The 18,507-nt window shown below is 72.4% G+C and carries 19 protein-coding genes; 8 read left to right on the plus strand and 11 right to left on the minus strand.

Going from position 1 to position 18,507, the window contains the following annotated elements:
• Nucleotides 1-7 precede the first annotated feature (7 nt).
• The gene (gene rsmA, locus KA711_04620; protein ID MCM0608264.1) at nt 8-793 is read left to right on the plus strand and encodes a 16S rRNA (adenine(1518)-N(6)/adenine(1519)-N(6))-dimethyltransferase RsmA; all 786 of its coding nucleotides are present in this window, start codon (nt 8-10) and stop codon (nt 791-793) included.
• Nucleotides 794-812: 19 nt separating this feature from the next.
• Here the strand turns inward: rsmA and KA711_04625 are convergent, their stop codons facing one another.
• The 4 genes from KA711_04625 to KA711_04640 form a co-directional block, all read right to left on the minus strand.
• Nucleotides 813-1,031: a hypothetical protein gene (locus tag KA711_04625; protein MCM0608265.1), complete on the minus strand. Its 219-nt coding sequence runs from the start codon at nt 1,029-1,031 to the stop codon at nt 813-815.
• Nucleotides 1,010-1,405 carry a barstar family protein gene (locus tag KA711_04630; GenBank protein ID MCM0608266.1) on the minus strand — a complete coding sequence of 132 codons (396 nt, stop codon included), beginning with the start codon at nt 1,403-1,405 and terminating at the stop codon, nt 1,010-1,012. Before KA711_04630 ends, KA711_04625 begins: the two co-directional genes overlap by 22 nt.
• Before the next feature lie 78 nt (nt 1,406-1,483).
• A complete protein-coding gene (locus KA711_04635) occupies nt 1,484-1,828 on the minus strand; it encodes a ribonuclease (GenBank protein ID MCM0608267.1) in 345 nt (114 codons plus the stop codon).
• Nucleotides 1,829-2,253: 425 nt separating this feature from the next.
• The gene (locus KA711_04640; protein ID MCM0608268.1) at nt 2,254-4,605 is read right to left on the minus strand and encodes an NADP-dependent malic enzyme; all 2,352 of its coding nucleotides are present in this window, start codon (nt 4,603-4,605) and stop codon (nt 2,254-2,256) included.
• A gap of 162 nt (nt 4,606-4,767) precedes the next feature.
• Between KA711_04640 and KA711_04645 the strand changes: the two genes are divergently transcribed.
• Genes KA711_04645 through KA711_04675 form a run of 7 tightly spaced genes read left to right on the plus strand, consistent with a single transcriptional unit; the run spans nt 4,768 to nt 11,577 of the window.
• A complete protein-coding gene (locus KA711_04645; protein MCM0608269.1) occupies nt 4,768-6,948 on the plus strand; it encodes a PAS domain S-box protein in 2,181 nt (726 codons plus the stop codon).
• A complete protein-coding gene (locus KA711_04650; GenBank protein ID MCM0608270.1) occupies nt 6,945-7,607 on the plus strand; it encodes a response regulator transcription factor in 663 nt (220 codons plus the stop codon). Before KA711_04645 ends, KA711_04650 begins: the two co-directional genes overlap by 4 nt.
• Nucleotides 7,608-7,628: 21 nt before the next feature.
• A complete protein-coding gene (gene thiL, locus KA711_04655; GenBank protein MCM0608271.1) occupies nt 7,629-8,582 on the plus strand; it encodes a thiamine-phosphate kinase in 954 nt (317 codons plus the stop codon).
• Between the two features lie 14 nt (nt 8,583-8,596).
• The gene (locus KA711_04660; protein ID MCM0608272.1) at nt 8,597-9,133 is read left to right on the plus strand and encodes a phosphatidylglycerophosphatase A; all 537 of its coding nucleotides are present in this window, start codon (nt 8,597-8,599) and stop codon (nt 9,131-9,133) included.
• Entirely contained in the window at nt 9,121-9,612 is a 492-nt protein-coding gene (locus KA711_04665; protein ID MCM0608273.1) for a CinA family protein, read from the plus strand. The genes KA711_04660 and KA711_04665 overlap by 13 nt, the downstream gene beginning before the upstream one ends.
• Nucleotides 9,609-10,523: a glyoxylate/hydroxypyruvate reductase A gene (locus KA711_04670; GenBank protein MCM0608274.1), complete on the plus strand. Its 915-nt coding sequence runs from the start codon at nt 9,609-9,611 to the stop codon at nt 10,521-10,523. Before KA711_04665 ends, KA711_04670 begins: the two co-directional genes overlap by 4 nt.
• 16 nt (nt 10,524-10,539) lie before the next feature.
• Nucleotides 10,540-11,577 carry a D-cysteine desulfhydrase gene (locus KA711_04675; protein ID MCM0608275.1) on the plus strand — a complete coding sequence of 346 codons (1,038 nt, stop codon included), beginning with the start codon at nt 10,540-10,542 and terminating at the stop codon, nt 11,575-11,577.
• 142 nt (nt 11,578-11,719) lie between these two features.
• On the opposite strand, the gene KA711_04680 is transcribed toward KA711_04675, so the two are convergent.
• From KA711_04680 to KA711_04710, 7 genes are read right to left on the minus strand one after another with little or no spacing between them, the layout of a single operon-like run.
• Nucleotides 11,720-12,820, minus strand: a complete 1,101-nt coding sequence (locus KA711_04680) for a DNA polymerase III subunit delta (protein MCM0608276.1) — start codon at nt 12,818-12,820, stop codon at nt 11,720-11,722.
• A gap of 18 nt (nt 12,821-12,838) precedes the next feature.
• The gene (locus KA711_04685) at nt 12,839-13,327 is read right to left on the minus strand and encodes a hypothetical protein (GenBank protein MCM0608277.1); all 489 of its coding nucleotides are present in this window, start codon (nt 13,325-13,327) and stop codon (nt 12,839-12,841) included.
• Nucleotides 13,317-15,953, minus strand: a complete 2,637-nt coding sequence (leuS, locus tag KA711_04690; protein ID MCM0608278.1) for a leucine--tRNA ligase — start codon at nt 15,951-15,953, stop codon at nt 13,317-13,319. Before leuS ends, KA711_04685 begins: the two co-directional genes overlap by 11 nt.
• 20 nt (nt 15,954-15,973) lie before the next feature.
• Nucleotides 15,974-16,429, minus strand: coding sequence for a biopolymer transporter ExbD (locus KA711_04695; protein ID MCM0608279.1), 456 nt, complete (start codon nt 16,427-16,429; stop codon nt 15,974-15,976).
• Between the two features lie 4 nt (nt 16,430-16,433).
• Nucleotides 16,434-17,066: a MotA/TolQ/ExbB proton channel family protein gene (locus KA711_04700; protein MCM0608280.1), complete on the minus strand. Its 633-nt coding sequence runs from the start codon at nt 17,064-17,066 to the stop codon at nt 16,434-16,436.
• Between the two features lie 9 nt (nt 17,067-17,075).
• Nucleotides 17,076-17,879, minus strand: coding sequence for a 4-hydroxy-tetrahydrodipicolinate reductase (dapB, locus tag KA711_04705; GenBank protein ID MCM0608281.1), 804 nt, complete (start codon nt 17,877-17,879; stop codon nt 17,076-17,078).
• 4 nt (nt 17,880-17,883) lie between these two features.
• On the minus strand, nt 17,884-18,423 hold the full coding sequence (locus KA711_04710) for an outer membrane protein assembly factor BamE (GenBank protein MCM0608282.1): 540 nt from the start codon (nt 18,421-18,423) through the stop codon (nt 17,884-17,886).
• Between the last annotated feature and the right edge of the window lie 84 nt (nt 18,424-18,507).

The raw sequence follows: 18,507 nt of genomic DNA on the forward strand, positions 1-18,507 counted from the left end.
GCGGGCCATGAGCGGCGGCCGCGGCGCGCCTTTCGCCAGGAAGCGCTTCGGCCAGCACTTCCTGGCCGACGAGGGCGTGATCGGCGACATCGTGCGCGCCATCCAGCCGCGGCCCGGCGATGCGCTGGTGGAAATCGGCCCCGGCCTGGGTGCCATGACGCAGCCGCTGCTCGAACGCACCGGGGCGCTGAGCGTCATCGAGCTCGACCGTGACCTTGCCGAGCGGCTGCGCGGCCAGGGCCGGCCCGGGCTGGCGGTGATCGAGGCCGACGTGCTGAGCGTCGACTTCGGGGTCCTGGCGGCGCAGGCCGGCCGGCCGCTGCGCGTGGTGGGCAACCTGCCCTACAACATCTCCAGCCCCATCCTCTTCCACCTGCTGCCGGTGGCGGGGCAGGTGCGCGACCAGCACTTCATGCTGCAGAAGGAGGTCGTGGAACGCATGGCCGCTGCGCCAGGGGGCAAGGACTATGGCCGCCTGTCGGTGATGCTGCAGTGGCGCTATGCCATCGAGGCCGTGCTCGACGTGCCACCGGCAGCCTTCGAGCCGCCGCCGCGCGTGGATTCGGCCGTCGTGCGCATGGTGCCGAAGCCGGCCGAGGCGGTGGCCACGATCGACGCCGCCCGGCTGGGCGCGCTCGTGGCGGCGGCGTTTTCGCAGCGGCGCAAGCTGCTGCGCCACACGCTGGGCCACTGGATCGACCAGCACGCACAGGGTGCCCCATTCGACCTGCACCGCCGCGCCGAGGAGGTGCCGGTGGCCGAGTACGTGTCGCTGGCGCTGCACCAGGCCTGAGCTGGCCCCGGCCCGTCACTCAGGCGGCCGACAGCCAGGCGGCCGTGTCGAAGGCGCTGCTCATCATCGGCATGTTCATGCCAAAGCTCGAATGGGTGCCGTTCTTGGACACCACTTTGGCGGCGGTTGGCTTGGACGCCGCGGTGCCGGCGGCAGCCGGCGTGGTCTGGGCCGTTTCAGCAGCCCGCTCCCATGACCCGTTTTCCTGGGAGCGGGCTACTGAAAAGAGTAGAAACATCGGAACGCGATGCGGCGATCGCCCCAGTATTCGGCGGCATCGCGGAACACTTCGAGCAGCTGCTCGCGGGCCTCGCGGTCGAAGCGCGGGTTGTCGGGGAGCTGCTCCAGCACGACGACGAAGCCCGGCTGCTGGCCGCTCTTGTGCACGAGGTCGGTCATGCAGTCATACAGCGCATCGAGGTTTTTGCCGAAGTGCGCCGGGAACGTGAACGCCGCGGCGATGCCGTCGAGCACGTCCTGTTTGGTCTGCGCGCCCGAAAGGTTGGCGTACAGGAAATGATGGCCGGCGGTCTGGGCCGCGGTCATCAGGTCGTCAACCCGGTAGGCGCGGATGGCCTGCACGAGATTGGGTCGGATGGTCTGCAACTCCATGGTCGCGATCCTCCTGGTGGGCATGGAAAGGTAAGCGTGATCGGTGGCGGCGTTCATGGCGCAGGCTTTGTGCGGGGATCAGGGTTGAATGCGCTTGAAGCTGGCGTAGTGGTCGGCGGTGTAGTAGCAGACCTCGGGTTGGTTCGGGGGCAGCCCGCCGCAGACGATGCGCCGGGCGCCGCGGTGCGACAAGCCGGGCGTGCGCACCGTGTACTCGCGATACTGGCCGCGTGGCCGCTGCGGCAGCAGCCGTTCGCGGTTGAAGAACACGGTGCCATCCTTCTGGTACGGGAACGGGCCGCCGGCCAGGATCAGCCCGTGAGTCTGCCGGGCCTCACGCGGCAGCGCAGCCAGCGCCACGGCGTCGGCGATCGCAACCGGGTGTTCGGGCGTCCGGGCTGCCGTCGGCCCGGCGCCGGCCATGCCCAGCAGACCCACCAGCAGCGCGGCAGCGGCCGCCCGGCACCCCCGCGCTGTCAGTGCGCACCACCGGCGCCCTGCTGGCGCAGGTGCCGCAGCCTGAGATCCGGTCCAGAACACGGGGTAACCCTGAAAAAACAAACGAGGATGCTAGCGTCTGCCCCTCGAAAACTCAAGCTGCAGCCCTCGATTGGGGCGCGCGAGCAGGGTTATCAGTGGGCGCTCACATGGCTGTGAGCACTCGGGTTCAGACGAAGTTCCATGGCCTCGCCGGGCTTTCCGAGCCGGATTGACGTCCGGCTTCCGCCTGAGCGCGTGAAATCGCACTCAGGCCCTCGGCTGGCGCTCGGCGCCTTCCGGCGCCTCACGTCCTGCCTCGCCTTGCAGGCCGCGCCCTCGCAGAGCTCGGGCTCGGAAGCAGGCGTCAATCAAGCCGCAGGGCTTGATTGACGTCCGGCTTCCGCATCTGCCACCACGAGGGCGGTCATGTTGACGATGCGCCGCACCGTGGCTGACGGGGTGAGGATGTGCACCGGCTTGTCCGCCCCCAGCAGCACCGGGCCGATGGCGATGCCGCCGCCGGCGGCCGTCTTGAGCAGGTTGTAGGCGATGTTGGCGGCGTCGATGTTGGGCATCACCAGCAGGTTGGCCTCGCCGCTGAGGGTGCCTTCGGGCATCAGCTTGTGGCGCGCCTCGGCGTCGAGCGCGATGTCGCCGTGCATCTCGCCGTCACACTCCAGCCAGGGCGCCTGCTCGCGCAGCAGCGCCAGCGTGCGCCGCATCTTCTGCGCGCTCGGCGTGTCGTGGGTGCCGAAGTTGCTGTGCGACAGCAACGCCGCCTTCGGCGTGATGCCAAAGCGCAGCATCTCTTCGGCCGCCATCGCGGTGATCTCGGCCAGCTGCTCCGGGCTCGGGTCGGCGTTGACATGCGTGTCCACCACGAACACCTGCCGCCCCGGCAGCAGCAGGCAGTTCATGCAGGCGTAGACGGCCACGTCCTGCGCGGTGCGCGGGCTGCCGCCCTGGCGCGTGCCGATGACCTGGTCGATGTACTGCAGGTGGTTGGCCGTGGTGCCCCAGGTGCCGCACAGCAGGCCGTCGACATGGCCCTTCTTCAGCAGCATGGCGCCGATGAGCGTCAGCCGGCGCCGCATCTCGATCTTCGCCACCTGCACCGAAACGCCCTTGCGCTCGGTGAGGCGGTGGTAACTCATCCAGAAGTCGCGGTAGCGCTCGTCGTGCTCGACGTTGACGACGTCGTAGTCCAGGCCCTCCTTCAGGCGCAGGCCGAACTTCTCGACGCGGCTGGCGATGACGGCCGGCCGGCCGATGAGCGTGGGCCGCGCCAGGCCCTCGTCGACCACCACCTGCACGGCGCGCAGCACGCGCTCCTCCTCGCCCTCGGCATAGGCCACGCGGCGCGAGCGCGCCTTCTTGGCCTGGTCGTAGATCGGCTTCATCACCGTGCCCGAGGCGTACACGAACTGGCGCAGCCGCTCACGGTAGGCCTCGAGATCGGCGATCGGGCGCGAGGCCACGCCGCTGGCGGCCGCCGCCTGGGCCACGGCCGGCGCGATGCGCTCCATCAGCCGGTGATCAAAGGGCTTGGGAATCAGGTACTCGGGCCCGAAGCTCAGCGTCGCGCCGGCGTAGGCCGCGGCCACAACTTCGCTCTGCTCGGCCTGCGCCAACTCGGCGATGGCGTGCACCGCAGCGATCTCCATGGCATCGTTCACCGTCGTTGCGCCGCAGTCGAGTGCGCCGCGGAAGATGTACGGGAAACACAGGACGTTGTTGACCTGGTTCGCGTAGTCGGTCCGGCCGGTCGCAATGATGGCGTCGGGTCGCGCCTGCTTGGCGAGCTCGGGCGCGATCTCGGGCGTGGGGTTGGCCAGCGCGAAGATCAGCGGACTGGGTGCCATCTGCGCCAGCATCTCGGGCTTGAGCACGCCGGCAGCGCTCAGGCCCAGGAAGATGTCGGCCCCGGGCAGCACGTCGGCCAGCTTGCGGTGCGCGGTGTCCTGCGCGAACTGCGCCTTGTCCTCGTCCATCAGCTCGGTGCGGCCCTGGTAGACGACCCCCGCGAGATCCGTGACCCAGATGTTCGAGCGCGGCACGCCCAGCTTCACCAGCAGGCCCAGGCAGGCCAGCGCGGCAGCGCCTGCGCCGCTGGTGACGAGCTTGATCTCGTCGATCTTCTTGCCCACCACCTTGAGCGCGTTCAGAACCGCGGCGCCCACGACGATGGCGGTGCCGTGCTGGTCGTCGTGGAACACCGGGATGCGCATGCGCTCGCGCAGCCTGCGCTCGACGTAGAAGCAGTCGGGGGCCCTGATGTCCTCGAGGTTGATGCCGCCAAAGGTGGGCTCCAGCGCGGCGATCACGTCGACGAGCTTGTCGAGGTTCTTCTCGGCGATCTCGATGTCGAAGACGTCGATGCCGGCGAACTTCTTGAAGAGCACCGCCTTGCCTTCCATCACCGGCTTGGCGGCCAGCGGGCCGATGTCGCCCAGGCCCAGCACGGCGGTGCCGTTGGTGACCACGGCCACCAGGTTGCCGCGCGCGGTGTAGCGGAACACGTTGGCGGGGTCGGCGACGATCTCCTCACAGGCTGCGGCCACGCCGGGGCTGTAGGCCAGCGCGAGATCGCGCTGGTTCAGCATCTGCTTGGTGGCCGAGATGGCCAGCTTGCCGGGCGTCGGATGCTCGTGGTAGTCGAGCGCGGCACGGCGCAGCTGCGCGGCGCGTTCGGCCGCGCTGGAATCGTTCGGGCTCGACATGGTGGCGGGTCTCCTGGCTGAATTTCATTGTAGGAGCCGCCCCTGGGCGCAGCGCCGCAAGCCGCAGTACGAGAAACTGCGTAGCTGCTTTGCGCAGCGGCTGCGGATACTCGGCACGCCGGAGCCCGCGCGCCGCGTGCGGGCGCCATGGCGCCGTCGCGCATGACCGCCCCGCCGCCCCCTTCTCCAATCCCGTCGCCAGCGATGCCCTTGCCCCGGCTGTCGCAGCGCGGCCTTGCGCGGCGCGTGCTGCTGTGGACCGCCCTGATGGCCCTGCTCGGCGTGGCGCAATCGCTGCTGGTGGTGCTGTCGCTCAGCTACGAGAGCAGCCGCGCTCAAGACGATGCCGAGCGCGTGGCCACGCTGGCCGCGGCCGCGATGAAGCGCGAGGTGCTGCGCCAGGCGCACGAGCTGCAGTCGCTGAGCTTTCCGCAGCCCGATGCGCAGCGTGACGCCGGCTTGGCGGCGCTGCTGCGCGCGCGCCAGGGCCTGGAGCGCGTGGAGTGGCGCAACGACGACTTCGGCCTCGTGCGCGCGCAGGACACGCCCTACGCGCCGGCCCTGTTCGCGCAGATGCCGCGCGCCGCCCTCAGCACCGAGGCCGAGCTGGCCTGCAGCGCCGCACGCATTGCCGGGGCGCCGAGCTTCTCGCGCTCCTACTTCGTGCCGCTGCCCGACGGCCAGGGCACCGAGGTCGTCGACCTGTGCCTGCCGCTCGCGCCCGCAGCCGGCGGCGGCGTGCTCGTGGGCAGCTTCTCGCTCGGCCGCGTGCTGGAGCAGGTCAGTGCCGAGCGCGCGTTTGCCGGCCACGAGATCACGTTGACCGAAACCGACGGCACACGGCTGGCGCGCGCAGGCGTGGCGCGCGGTGCCGGCGTCTTCGTCGCGCGCCAGGTGCTCGACCTGCCGGGTTTTGCGATGCAGGTGCGCGCCGACGACACACGCGGCCGGCCCAGCCTGGTGCCCAACCTGAGCACGGCGCTGGTGCTGGGCCTGTCGCTGGCCCTGTTTGCGGTGGTGGCGCTGCTGGCGCGCGACGGCCGCCGCCGTGCCGGGGCCGAGCGTGCGCTGGCCGAGGCGCTGGCGCTGCGCCGTGCCATGGAGGACTCGCTGCCCACCGGCTTGCGCGCGCGCGATCTGCAGGGCCGCGTCACCTATGCCAACCCGGCCTTCTGCGCGATGGTGGGCCTGAGCCAGCAGCAGCTGCTGGGGCCGGCCACCCGCGCGGCGGACGCCGCCGGAACGCCCGAGGTCCAGCCCTACTGGCCGCCGGAGTACGTGCCCGAGTACCGCCGCCGCCAGCGCCTGCGGCTGGAAGGCCACGGCCGCGCGCCCAACGATGCGCGCGAGGGCCTCGAGACAGTGTTCATGCGCAGCGACGGCGAGCGCTTCCCGGTCATGGTCTACGAGGCGCCGCTGGTCGACGGCGCCGGCCAGCAGACTGGCTGGATGAGCGCCGTCGTCGACCTGAGCGCGCAGCGCCGCGTCGAGGAGCTGTCGCGCCAGCAACAGGAGCGGCTGCAGGCCAGCGCGCGGCTGGCCACCGTGGGCGAGATGGCCTCGCTGCTGAGCCACGAGCTCAACCAGCCGCTGGCGGCCATCGCCAGCTATGCCAGCGGCTCGCTGAACCTGCTCGACGACGGTCCGGAGCAGGCCGATCCGTCGCTGCGCCCGATGCTGCGCCAGGCGCTGGCGCGCATCGCCGAACAGGCCGACCGTGCCGGCCGCGTGATCAAGAGCGTGCACGCCTTTGTGCGGCGGCGCGAGCAGCAGCACGAGAGCCTCGGCGCCGAAGACCTGTTCGAGGCCGTGCTGCCGCTGGTGCGACTGCAGGCGCGCAAGAGCGGCACGCGCATCGAGGCGCGGCTGCCGGCCGGCGTGGCACGGTTGCCCTCGGTGCGCTGCGACCGCACGATGGTCGAGCAGGTGCTGCTCAACCTCAGCCGCAACGGCATCCAGGCCATGGAAGCCGGCACCGAGCCCGCCAACCGGCTGCTGGTGCTGGCGGCTGCGCTGGCCGATGACGGCCGGCGCGTCGTCTTCACGGTGGCCGATCAGGGCCCGGGCATCCCGCCGGCGGTGGCGGCGCGCCTGTTCACGCCCTTCTTCACCACCCGCGCCGAGGGCATGGGCCTCGGCCTGAGCCTGTGCCGCACGGTTGCCGAGCAGCATGGCGGTGCGCTCGAGTTCGGCCCCGGCCCCGAGGGCCGCGGCACGGTGTTCCGCTTCTCGCTGCCGGCGGCCCGCGGCGGCGGGGCCGACCCGGGGGCCGCCCCGAGGCCGACCGCGGCGGAAAGCGGCGACACTGCGGACCCCGAACCCCTCACCCCCACGCGCCCGTGAGCTCGAGCCCCGCTGCCGGCATCCCGGTGGTGTACCTGGTCGACGACGAAGACGTCGTGCGCGACGCGTTGGCCTGGCTGTTGCGCTCGCGACGGCTGCTCAGCGAGGCTTACGCCAGCGCTGACGCCTTCGCCGAGTGGCTGACGGCGCAGCGCGCCAGCGGCCGCGCCGCCTGGCCCACGGCGCCGGCCTGCCTGGTGCTCGACATGCGCATGCCCGGCCTGAGCGGCCTGGCGCTGTTCGAGAAGCTGGCCGACGAGGGCCTGCTGCCCCTGCTGCCGGTGATCTTCCTCACCGGCCATGGCGATGTGCCGACGGCCGTGGCGGCGGTCAAGCGCGGCGCCTTCGACTTCGTCGAGAAGCCCTTCTCCAACAACGGGCTGGTCGACCGCATCGAGCAGGCCCTGGCGGCCAGCCGCACCGCGCTGGCCGCGCGCGACAGCCAGGGCGGGCTGCGATCGCGGCTGGCCGAGCTCACCGAGCGCGAGCGCGCGGTGATGCAGCAGGTGGTGGAGGGCCAGCCCAACAAGCTGATCGCCGACGCGCTGGACATCTCGGTGCGCACGGTGGAGGTGCACCGCGCGCGCGTGTTCGACAAGATGCAGGTCAAGAGCGCGGTCGAGCTGGCCAAGGTGCTGGCGACGCTGGGCAAGGGCTGAGAAGGTGTGAACGCACCCACCATGGCCGGCGAGTTCGAGCTCATCCAGCGCCACTTCACCCGCCCGGTGCGCCGCGCCCTGCTGGGCGTGGGCGACGACTGCGCGCTGCTTGCCGTGGCGCCCGGGCAGCAGCTGGCGGTGTCGGCCGACATGCTGGTCGAAGGCCGACATTTCCTCAGCACCGTGGCGCCCGAGCGGCTGGGCCACAAGGCGCTGGCCGTCAACCTGAGCGACCTCGCGGCCTGCGGCGCCGAACCGCTGGCCTTCATGCTGGCGCTGGCGCTGCCGCGCGGCGACGACGCCTTCGCCGCCGGGCTGGCACGCGGCCTGTTTGCGCTGGCCGAGGCCCACGGCATCGAGCTCGTGGGCGGCGACACCACCGCCGGCCCGCTGAACCTGTGCCTCACCGTGCTGGGCCAGGTGCCGGCCGGGCAGGCGCTGCTGCGCAGCGGCGCACGCGCAGGCGACCGGCTCTGGGTGAGCGGCACGCTGGGCGACGCACGGCTGGCGCTGGAGGTCTTCCGCGGCACGGTGGCGCTGACCGGCGAGGGCTTCGAGACGGTGCGCCGCGCGATGGAGCTGCCGCAGCCGCGCGTGGCGCTGGGTCTGGCGCTGCGCGGCGTGGCCACGAGCGCTATCGACCTGTCGGACGGCCTCGTCGGCGACCTCGGCCACGTGCTCGCACGCTCGGGCGTGGGCGCCGTGGTCGACGTCGACGCGCTGCCGCGCAGCGCCGTGCTGGCGGCGTTGCCGATGGCGCTGCAGCAGCGCTGCCTGCTCGCCGGAGGCGACGACTACGAGCTGCTGTTCAGCGCCCCGGCGGCGCACGACGAGGCCGTGCGCGCCGCGGGCCGGCAGGCCGGCGTGGCCGTCACGCCGGTCGGCCGCATCGACGCCGCCCAGGGGCTGCGGCTTGTCGATGGCGCCGGCCGCGCGGTGTCGTTCACCGAACGCGGCTTCGACCACTTTGCGTGAAAGCCAGTGTGGCCATGAACCGCACCCGCTTCATGCTGCGCGACCCGGCGCATTGGGTGGCCTACGGCTTCGGCAGCGGTCTCGCGCCCAAGGCGCCGGGCACGGTGGGCACGCTGTGGGGCTGGGTGAGCTTCCTCGCGCTCGACCCCTGGCTGGGCGATGCGGGCTGGGCCATGGTCATCGTCGCGGCGCTGATCGTCGGCCAATGGGCCTGCACGCGCACCGCGCGCCACCTGGGCGTGGCCGACCCCGGCGCCATCGTGTGGGACGAGATCGTCGCCTTCTGGATCGTGCTGTGGCTGGTGATGCCGGCGCCGTGGTGGGTGCAGCTCGTGGCCTTCGGCCTCTTCCGCTGCTTCGACGCCGCCAAGCCCGGGCCGGTGGCCTGGGCCGACCAGCGCTTCAAGCGCCGCGTGGTGGACGGTCAGCCCGAACCCATCGGCCACGCCCAGGGTTTCGGCATCCTGTTCGACGACCTGGTGGCCGCGGGGTGCACACTGCTGCTGCTGGCCTTGGGCCTCACGCTGGGGAGAGCGCTTTGGAGCTTCTGAGCTTTGCCCCGGCCATCGAGCGGCTGGCCGGCTTGCTGGCCGCGCGCGGCGAGCGGCTCGCGACCGCCGAGAGCTGCACCGGCGGGCTCATTGCCGCGGCCTGCACGGCGCGCGCCGGGTCGAGCGACTGGTTTGAGCGCGGCTTCGTCACCTACAGCAACGAGGCCAAGACCGAACTGCTGGGCGTGGACGCGGCGCTGCTCGCCGCGCACGGCGCCGTCAGCGAGGAAGTCGCCCGTGCCATGGTGGCCGGCGCGCTGGCGCGCTCGCGCGCCACGCTGGCGGTGGCCGTCACGGGCATCGCCGGCCCCGGCGGCGCGGTGCCCGGCAAGCCGGTGGGCACGGTGTGGCTGGCCTGGGGCCGCGCTGGCTCGCTGCGGGCCGAGCGGCGGCTGTTCGGCGGCGACCGCGACGCCGTGCGCGGCACCACGGTGGCGATGGCGCTGCAACGGCTGGCCGAGGCCGCGGAGCAGCCATGACCGCGCCCCTGCGTGTGCTGTTGAGCGGCCGCTTCGAGGCCGGCGAGCGCGAGGCCTGGGCCGCTGAACTCGCGCGCCAGCTGCCCGAGGTGCAATGGCAGGATGACGCCGAGGCCGACACCGCGCCAGCCGGCATCGCCGCCGCGGTGGTGGCCAACCCCGCGGCGGGCCGCCTGGCGCGGCTGCCCGACCTGCGCCTGATCCAGAGCCTGTGGGCTGGCGTCGACAAGCTGCTCGCCGACCGCACGCTGCCCGTCGACGTGCCCGTCGCGCGCATGGTCGACCCGGCCATGAACGCCGCGATGGCCGAGACCGCGCTGTGGGCCGTGTTGGCGCTGCACCGCGGCTTCTTCAGCTACCAGGCGCAGCAGCGGCAGGGCCTCTGGCAGCCACTGCCGCAGCGGCGCGCCGACGAGGTGCCGGTGCTGGTGCTGGGCCGCGGCCAGATGGGCGGCACGGTCGCGGCGCGCATCGCCGCGATGGGCTACCCGGTGCAGACCTGGGGCCGCGGCGACGGTGCACTGGCGCAGCGACTGGCCGGCAGGGAGCTGGTCGTCAACCTGCTGCCCCTGACGCCCGACACCCGCGGCCTGCTCGATGCGCGCGCCTTTGCGGCGCTGCCGCGGGGCGCCGCGCTGGTGAACCTGGCACGCGGCGCCCACGTGGTCGATGCCGAGCTGCTGGCCGCGCTCGACAGCGGCCACCTGGCACACGCCGCGCTCGACGTGTTCCACACCGAGCCGCTGCCGGCCGCGCACCCGTTCTGGGCGCACCCGCGCGTGACGGTGCTGCCACACGCCGCCGCCGCCACCGACGCGCGCAGCGCCGCCGCCGTGGTGGCGGCCAACCTTCGCGCGCTGGCTGCCGGCAGGCCCATCGCCCACCTCGTCGACCGCTCGCGCGGTTACTGACCGGACACCCATCCCCATGGACCTCACCCGCTTCCCCCGCCGCCGCTACACCGAGGGCGCCACACCGATCGAACCCCTGCCGCGCTTCAGCGCCGCGCTCGCCGCCACCTGCCCTGGCGGCTGTGGCCCCGAGGTCTGGATCAAGCGCGACGACCTGCTGGGCCTGGCGCCCGGCGGCAACAAGACGCGCAAGCTCGAGTTCCTCGTGGCCGACGCGCTGGCCCAGGGCTGCGACACGCTCGTGACCTGCGGCGCGCCGCAGAGCAACCACTGCCGCATCACGCTGGCCGCGGCCGTGAAGGAGGGGCTGCAGTGCCGCTTCGTCATCGAGGAGCGCGTGCCCGGCAGCTTCGACGCCGAAGGCGGCGGCAACCACTTCCTGTTCCGGCTGCTGGGCGTGGAGGCGATCACCGTCGTGCCCGCCGGCACCGACATGGCCGCGGCCATGCAGCGCGTGGCCGACGAGGTGGCCGCGCTTGGCCGCAAGGCCTACGTCATCGCCGGTGGTGGCAGCAACGCGCTGGGCGGCCTGGGCTACGTGGCCTGCGCGCAGGAGCTGCAGCAGCAGCTGTTCGAGCGCCAACTCGCCATCGACCACCTGGTGGTGGGCAGCGGCAGCTCGGGCACGCACGGCGGGCTGGTGGCCGGCTTCATGGGCCAGCATCTGGGCATCCCGATCACCGGCATTGGCGTGAGCCGTGACCCAGGCCAGCAGCAGCCGCTGGTGCTGAAGGAGGCGCAGGCGGTGTGCGATCTGCTCGGCCTGCCGCTCAACGTGCGGCCCGAGGACGTGCGCTGCGTCGGCGGCTACTGGCAGCCCAAGTACTCGCTGCCCAATGCGCGCATGGTCGAGGCGGTGCAGCTGCTGGCGCGCACCGAGGCCATCCTGCTCGACCCCGTCTACACCGGCAAGGTGATGGCCGGGCTCATTGGCCTGGCGCGCGAGGGCGTCTTCAAGCCCGGCGAGCGTGTGCTGTTCCTGCACACGGGCGGCATGAGCTCGCTGTTCCCGTACCAGCGCGTGGTGCTGGGGCAGGACGCGGTCGCGCCCTGAACGCTGCGCGGCCCGTTCGAGCCAGAGTGCAGTCCGTTCGGGCTGAGCTTGTCGAAGCCCTTCGACAGGCTCAGGGCGAACGGGCGGCGCAGGCCCAGGGCGAACGGGCGGCGCAGGCCCAGGGCGAACGGATCGGGCTGCCTCAGGCGCTGAGCGCCAGCCACACGCGGCGGCCCTTGCTGCCGGCGGCCGGCGCGGTCGCAGGGGCCGCGGCCTCCAGCATCGACAGCATCCAGCGCCGCAGCGCGCCCCAGCCATCCACGGGCCAGGCGGCATGTGGCAGACCCTTGCAGATGCCGTCGACAATGGCCGCGGCGTCCAGCAGCGCGGCCACCCGGTGCTCGGCCAACAGCGGCGCGACGCGCTCCAGCGCGCGCTGCCGCGCGCCCCAGACGCGCGCCTCCTGGATGGCCATGCCGATGGGCCGGCCCTCGCGCAGCGCGGCCGTCACCCGCGCCAGCGCACGCACGTCTTCGGCCAGCAGCCAGTGCACGCGCACCGCGGCCTCGCCTTCGGCGCGCAGGCCGTCGAGCATGCGCAGCGCGCGCGCCACCTGGCCGCCCCACACGGCCTCGGAGAGCTGGGCCACGTCGTAACGCGCCACGTTCAGCACCGCCGCTTCCACCTGCTCGTAGCGCAGCTCGCCGGGGCCGTGCAGCAGCGCCAGCTTCTGCAGCTCCTGGTGCGCGGCCAGCAGGTTGCCCTCCACGCTGTCGGCAAAAAAGGCCAGTGTGCGCTGGCCTTCGTCGCCGGGCACGACCTTCTGCTGCTGGCGCGCCAGGCGCTGGGCCAGCCAGGCCGGCAGCGCGTGGCGCGGCACCGGCTCCACCTTGATGGCGGCCCCGGCGCCGTCGAGCGCGGCGAACCACGCACTCTTCAGGCCCTGGCCGTCCAGTCCGGGCAGCGTCACCAGGGTCAGCACGTCGTCCGACAGGTGCTCGACATAACGCTGCAAAGCCTCGGAGCCGTCCTTGCCCGGCTTGCCCGAGGGGATGCGGATCTCGATCAGCTGGCGGTCGGCAAACAGGCTCATCGCCTGCGCGGCGCCGACCACGGCGCTCCAGTCGAAGTGCGAGCCGGCCACCGTGAAGACCTGGCGCTCGGTGTAGCCGGCCGCGCGCGCGGCGCCGCGGATGGTGTCGGCCGCCTCCTGGGCCAGCAGCGGCTCGTCGCCGTGCACCACGTACAACCCCTTCAGGCCGCGGGCCAGCGCGGCGTCGAGGGCGTCGGCGCGGATCTGCATGGCCCGCGATGGTAGGCGCTACACGACGATGCTGGCCAGCCGCCGCAGCACCTGCTGCACGAGGTCGGCCTGCATCTCGCGGTAGAGCTCGGCTTCTTCGTGGGCCTTGGCCAGCGAAGCGCTCTCGGTAGTGGACAGGTCGCGCGCCGCCGTCAGATCGGCACGCGGGATCAGCAGCCGACCGCCCGGCGTGCGGGCGCTGAACTGCAGGCGCAGGCGCAGTTGCACCTCGCGCACCTGTGCGGCGGCGGTGCTGGCCACGACGCCCTTGTCGCGCAGGTCTTCGTGCGCCTCGAGCACGACCTCGGCGCGGTCGGGTGAGGGCAGCACCTGGACCTGTTCGCGCAGGGCCCGCACCAGCTCGGCCGCCAGCGGGCTGCGCGGCGCAAAGCCCACCAACGCGATCGAGCGGAACGCCAGCTTGGGCGGCTGCCGGCGCGCAAAGCCGCAGCCGGCCAGCAGCGCCGCCGCCGCCGGCAAGGCCAGCAATCGCCGTCTAGACGACAACATTCACCAACCGGCCCGGCACAACGACGACCTTCTTCGGCGCCTGGCCCTCGCTGAATTTCGCGAACTCGGCACTGGCCAGCGCTGCGGCTTCGATGGCGGCCCGGTCGGCGCGGGCCGGCACGCGCAGTGCGCCGCGCAGCCTGCCGTTGATCTGCAGCACGAGCTCGATCTCGTCCTGCACCAGCGCCGCCTCGTCGACGGCGGGCCAGGGCGTGTCGTGCAGCAGGCCCAGCGCGGCATCAAAGCCCAGCGCCGCCCACAGGCCGTGGGTGGCGTGCGGCGCGGCCGGGTACAGCGCGCGCAGCAGGATGCCGTAGCCCTCGCGCACGTCTGCCGCCTTGGTGGCCGGCTCGGCCGCTGCTGCGGCGTCTTCCAGCGCGTTGAGCATCTTCATCGCGCCGCTGATCACGGTGTTGTACTGCAGCCGCTCGTAGTCGCCCGTCACCTGGCGCAGCAGCAGGTGCATCTCGCGGCGCAGCGGCGCATTGCCGCCGGCCGTGGCCGGCGCGGCCTTGATCGCTGCCGCGTGCTTGGCGCCAAAGGCCCACAGCCGGCGCAGGAAGCGCCAGCAGCCCTCGGCGCCGCTGTCGCTCCAGGCCGCGCTCTGGTCGGGCGGGCCGGCGAACATGGTGAACACGCGCGCCGTGTCGGCGCCGAACTTCGCGATGATGTCGCGCGGCTCCACCACGTTGTTCTTGCTCTTGGACATCTTCTCGATGCCACCCAGCTGCACCGGCAGGCCGTCGGCCTTGGCGGTGGCCGAGACCGGCGCGCCGCGCTCGTCGAAGCGCACGTCGACCTCGCTCGGGTAGAACCAGCGCTTCTTGCCCGAGCCGTCTTCTCGGCAGTAGCTTTCGTTGAGCAGCATGCCCTGGGTGAACAGGCGCTTGAAGGGCTCGCCGTACGACACCAGACCGAGGTCGCGCATGGCCTTGGTCCAGAAGCGCGCGTACAGCAGGTGCAGCACGGCGTGCTCGATGCCGCCGATGTACTGGTCCATGGGCATCCAGTACTCGTTGCGCGCATCCACCATCGCCTCGTCGCTGCCGGGGCAGCAGTAGCGCATGGTGTACCAGGCGCTGTCGACGAAGGTGTCCATGGTGTCCGTCTCGCGGCGGGCCTCCGCGCCGCAGCTCGGGCACTTCACGCGCAGGAAGGCCTCGCACTTGTTCAGCGGGTTGCCGCTGCCGTCGGGCACGAGGTCCTCGGGCAGCAGCACCGGCAGGTCGGTCTCGGGCACCGGCACGGCACCACACTGCGGGCAGTGGATGATGGGGATGGGCGTGCCCCAGTAGCGCTGGCGGCTGATGCCCCAGTCGCGCAGGCGCCAGGTGATCTTCTTGTCGCCGAGGCCGCGCTCGGCCAGGGCGGCGGCGATGGCGTCGACCGCAGCCTTGTGCGACAGGCCGCTGTAGACACCGGAGTTGACGGTCACGCCGCGCTGCTTGTCGGCATACCAATCCTGCCAGCGCTGGTGGTCGTAGACCTCGCCGTCGACATGCACCACCTGTTGGATCCTCAGGCCGTACTTCTGCGCGAAGGCCAAGTCGCGCTCGTCGTGCGCAGGAACGCCCATCACGGCGCCGTCGCCGTAGCCCATCAACACGTAGTTGCCCACCCACAGCGGCACGTCCTGCTGGGTGAGCGGGTGGCGCACGACGAGGCCGGTGTCCATGCCTTCCTTCTCGCGCAGTGCCAGCTCGGCCTCGGTGGTGCCGCTCTGCTTGCACTTGTCGATGAAGGCCGCCAGCGCCGGGTTGCCGGCGGCGGCGTGCGCGGCCAGCGGGTGCTCGGGCGCCACGGCGCAGAAGGTGACACCCATGATGGTGTCGGCGCGCGTCGTGAAGACGTGCATCCGGCCGCCCTGGATGGGCTCGCCATCGGCGCCCCGGATGTCGTGCATGAAGGCGAAGCGCACGCCCTCGCTCTTGCCGATCCAGTGCTCCTGCATCAGCCGCACGCGCTCGGGCCAACCTTCCAGGTAGTCGCGGTGCGTGGGGTCGGTCACGCCGGCCAGCAGCTCGTCGGCGTATCTCGTGATGGCCAGGTAGTAGCCGGGGATCTCGCGCTTTTCCACCGGTGCGCCGCTGCGCCAGCCGCGGCCGTCGACCACCTGCTCGTTGGCCAGCACGGTCTGGTCGACCGGGTCCCAGTTGACGACCTGCGTCTTCTTGTAGGCGATGCCCTTCTCGAGCATCTTCAGGAAGAACCACTGGTTCCACTTGTAGTAGCCGGCGTCGCAGGTGGCGAGCTCGCGGCTCCAATCGAAAGCCAGGCCCAGCGGCTGCATCTGGCTCTTCATGTCGGCGATGTTGGCGCGCGTCCAGGCCGCAGGGGCCACGCCGTTGTCGATGGCGGCGTTCTCGGCCGGCAGGCCGAAGGCGTCCCAGCCCATCGGCATCAGCACGTTGTAGCCCTTCATGCGCAGCCAGCGCGCCATCATGTCGTTGATGGTGTAGTTGCGCACGTGGCCCATGTGCAGCTTGCCGCTGGGGTAGGGCAGCATGCTGCAGGCGTAGAACTTGGGGCGGCCCGCGTCTTCGGTGACGTGGTGCGCGCCGGTCGCGGCCCAGTGCGCCTGCGCGGCGGCTTCGACTTCGGCGGGGACGTACTTGTCGTTCATCGCCGGGATTGTAGGGAGCGCTACCTCGGCGACGCCTCTGTCGGACGATCGGTGACCAGCCCGATGCGCACCAGCCCCGCGCCCTGCACCCAGCCGATCAGCTCGGCCACGCGGCCATAGGGCACGGCGCGGTCGGCGCGCAGCTGCAGCTCGGTGGCGGGGTCGCGCGCCACCGCCGCGCGGGCGGCGGCCTCCAGGCGGCTGCGCAGCGCGGCCTCGGGCAGCGCCTCGTCGCCCAGGAACACGCGGCCTTGCGCGTCGATGCTCACCGCCAGCACGGGGCTGCTGCCCCCGCCGGCCGCGGCATCGGAGGCGGGCAGCTCCAGCTGCAGCCGGCTGGCCAGCAGCGGTGCGGTGACGATGAAGATCACCAGCAGCACCAGCATCACGTCGATCAGCGGCGTCATGTTGATGTCGCTCATCGGCCCCTTGCTGGCGGTGGAGGGCTCGCGCCGTGTCAGGCGTCCGAAGGCCATGGCGCTACAGGTCCAGGAGGTCGTGCGCGTAGCCTTCGAGCTGGGCCTGGCACTCGGCGATCCAGCTGCCGAACAGGTTGTAGGCCAGCACCGCGGGCACGGCCACGGCGATGCCGGCGGCCGTCATGACGAGCGCCTCGCCGACCGGGCCGCTCACCTGGTCGAGCGACACCTGCCCGACGCCCACCAGGCCCACCAGCGCGTGGTAGATGCCCCAGACGGTGCCGAAGAGGCCGACGAAGGGCGCCGTGGCACCGATGCTGGCCAGCACCACCTGCCCCGACTGCAGCTGCACATGCGCGGCCTGCAGGGCGTCCCGCAGCCGCCGTGTGCGCTGGCTCTCGGGCCGCGCGGCGGCCTGCAGCGTGGCCGCGGCGGGCTCGGCCTCGGCGGCGTCGAGCAGCGGCAGCAGCAGGCGTTCGCGGTCGAGCGCCTGCAGCCGCGCGCGCCCGTCGGCGCGCGAGGGGGCATCCCAGAACGCCGGCAGCGCACGCGCCAGGTCAGCGGCGGCGCGCCGCAGCACCCAGGTCTTCCAGACGATCAGCACCCAGGCTGCGATCGACATCGCCAGCAGCAGCAGCGCGGTGCCGCGGCCCACGCCGTCGGCGGCGTTCCAGAGCTGGGCCAGCCCGTCCATCGCGGCAGGCTACAGGCCCAGCACGTCGGTCATGCCGTACAGGCCGGGGCCGTGGGCGGCCAGGAAGTGGGCCGCGCGCAGGCTGCCCTCGGCGTAGTTGGCGCGGCTGCCGTTGCGGTGCGCGATCTCGATGCGCTCGCCGGTGCCGGCGAACATCACGACGTGCTCGCCGACGATGTCGCCGCCGCGCAGCGTGCCGAAGCCGATGCTGCCGCGCATGCGTTCACCCGTTTGGCCCTCGCGGCTGAGCACGGCGTGCGTGGCGAAGTCGACGCCGCGGCCGCGCGCCACGGCCTCGCCCAGCGCGAGCGCGGTGCCGCTGGGGGCATCGACCTTGTGGCGGTGGTGCACCTCGTAGACCTCGGCGTCATAGCGGTCGTCGAGCGCACGCGCGGCGGCCTCCACCAGCTTGGCCATCACGTTCACGCCCACGCTCATGTTGGGTGCGAAGACGATGCCCACGTGTTGCGCCGCCGCGCCGATGGCGGCCTTTTGCGCGGGCGTGAAGCCGGTGGTGCCGATGACCAGGGCCACGCCGTGACGCTGCGCCAGCGCCAGGTGCGCCATCGTGCCCTCGGGGCGCGTGAAGTCGATCAGCACATCGACGCCCGAGGCCAGCGCCGCGTGAGCATCGGCGACGACAGCCACGCCGGTGGCGCGGCCCAGTGGCGCGCCGGCATCCTGGCCCAGCACCGGGCTGCCGGCCACGTCGAGTGCCGCGGCCAGCCGGGCCTGCGGGTCGGCCAGCACGGCCTCGATCAGCATGCGGCCCATGCGGCCGCCGGCACCGGCGATCGCGACGCGCACGGCCATCGCCTCAGCCCGGTTCAAGCGGCGGGTAGCTGCGCGCCGGGCCCTGCGGCGGCGGCAGCGTGGTGGGCGCGGCCACCGGCGCGGGCGGCGGCAGCGCCTTGCGCTCAGCCTCGCTCAGCTCGAGCAGAACCGGCCGGCCGCTGATCGGGCGGGCGATGGAGGCGACGAACTCGCGCTCGCTGGGCAGATCGGAGGGGGCCTGCACCGACTTCACCCTTTCGCCGTCAAAGAACACCACGATGGCCCGTCGCTGCGGCTCGGTGCGGGGGCGGCGCAGCGTGAAGAGATAGTCCCAGCGGTCGGCGTGGAAGGGGTCGGTGAGCAGCGGCGTGCCGAGCACGTCGCGCACCTGCAGCCGCGTCATGCCGGGGCGGACGAGCGCCATCTGCTCCTGGGTGACCACGTTGCCCTGCACGATGTCGATGCGGTAGGGCGTGATCAGCCCGACCAGGCTGTCGGTGCGGTCGAGCGACCCGCAGCCCGCCAGCAGGCTGCTGGCGGCGGCGAGGGCGGCGGCGGCCGCGGGGGCGAGGAATCGACGCATGGCTGGCGCGAGTCAGGGCTCGTTCGGTGCCCCGCTGCACGTGCTGGATATGATGCGCCGATTCTAGCGACGCAGTCCCGCGGC

It is taken from the genome of Ideonella sp. WA131b (assembly GCA_023657425.1).
In the GTDB taxonomy this organism is placed as follows: domain Bacteria; phylum Pseudomonadota; class Gammaproteobacteria; order Burkholderiales; family Burkholderiaceae_C; genus Rubrivivax.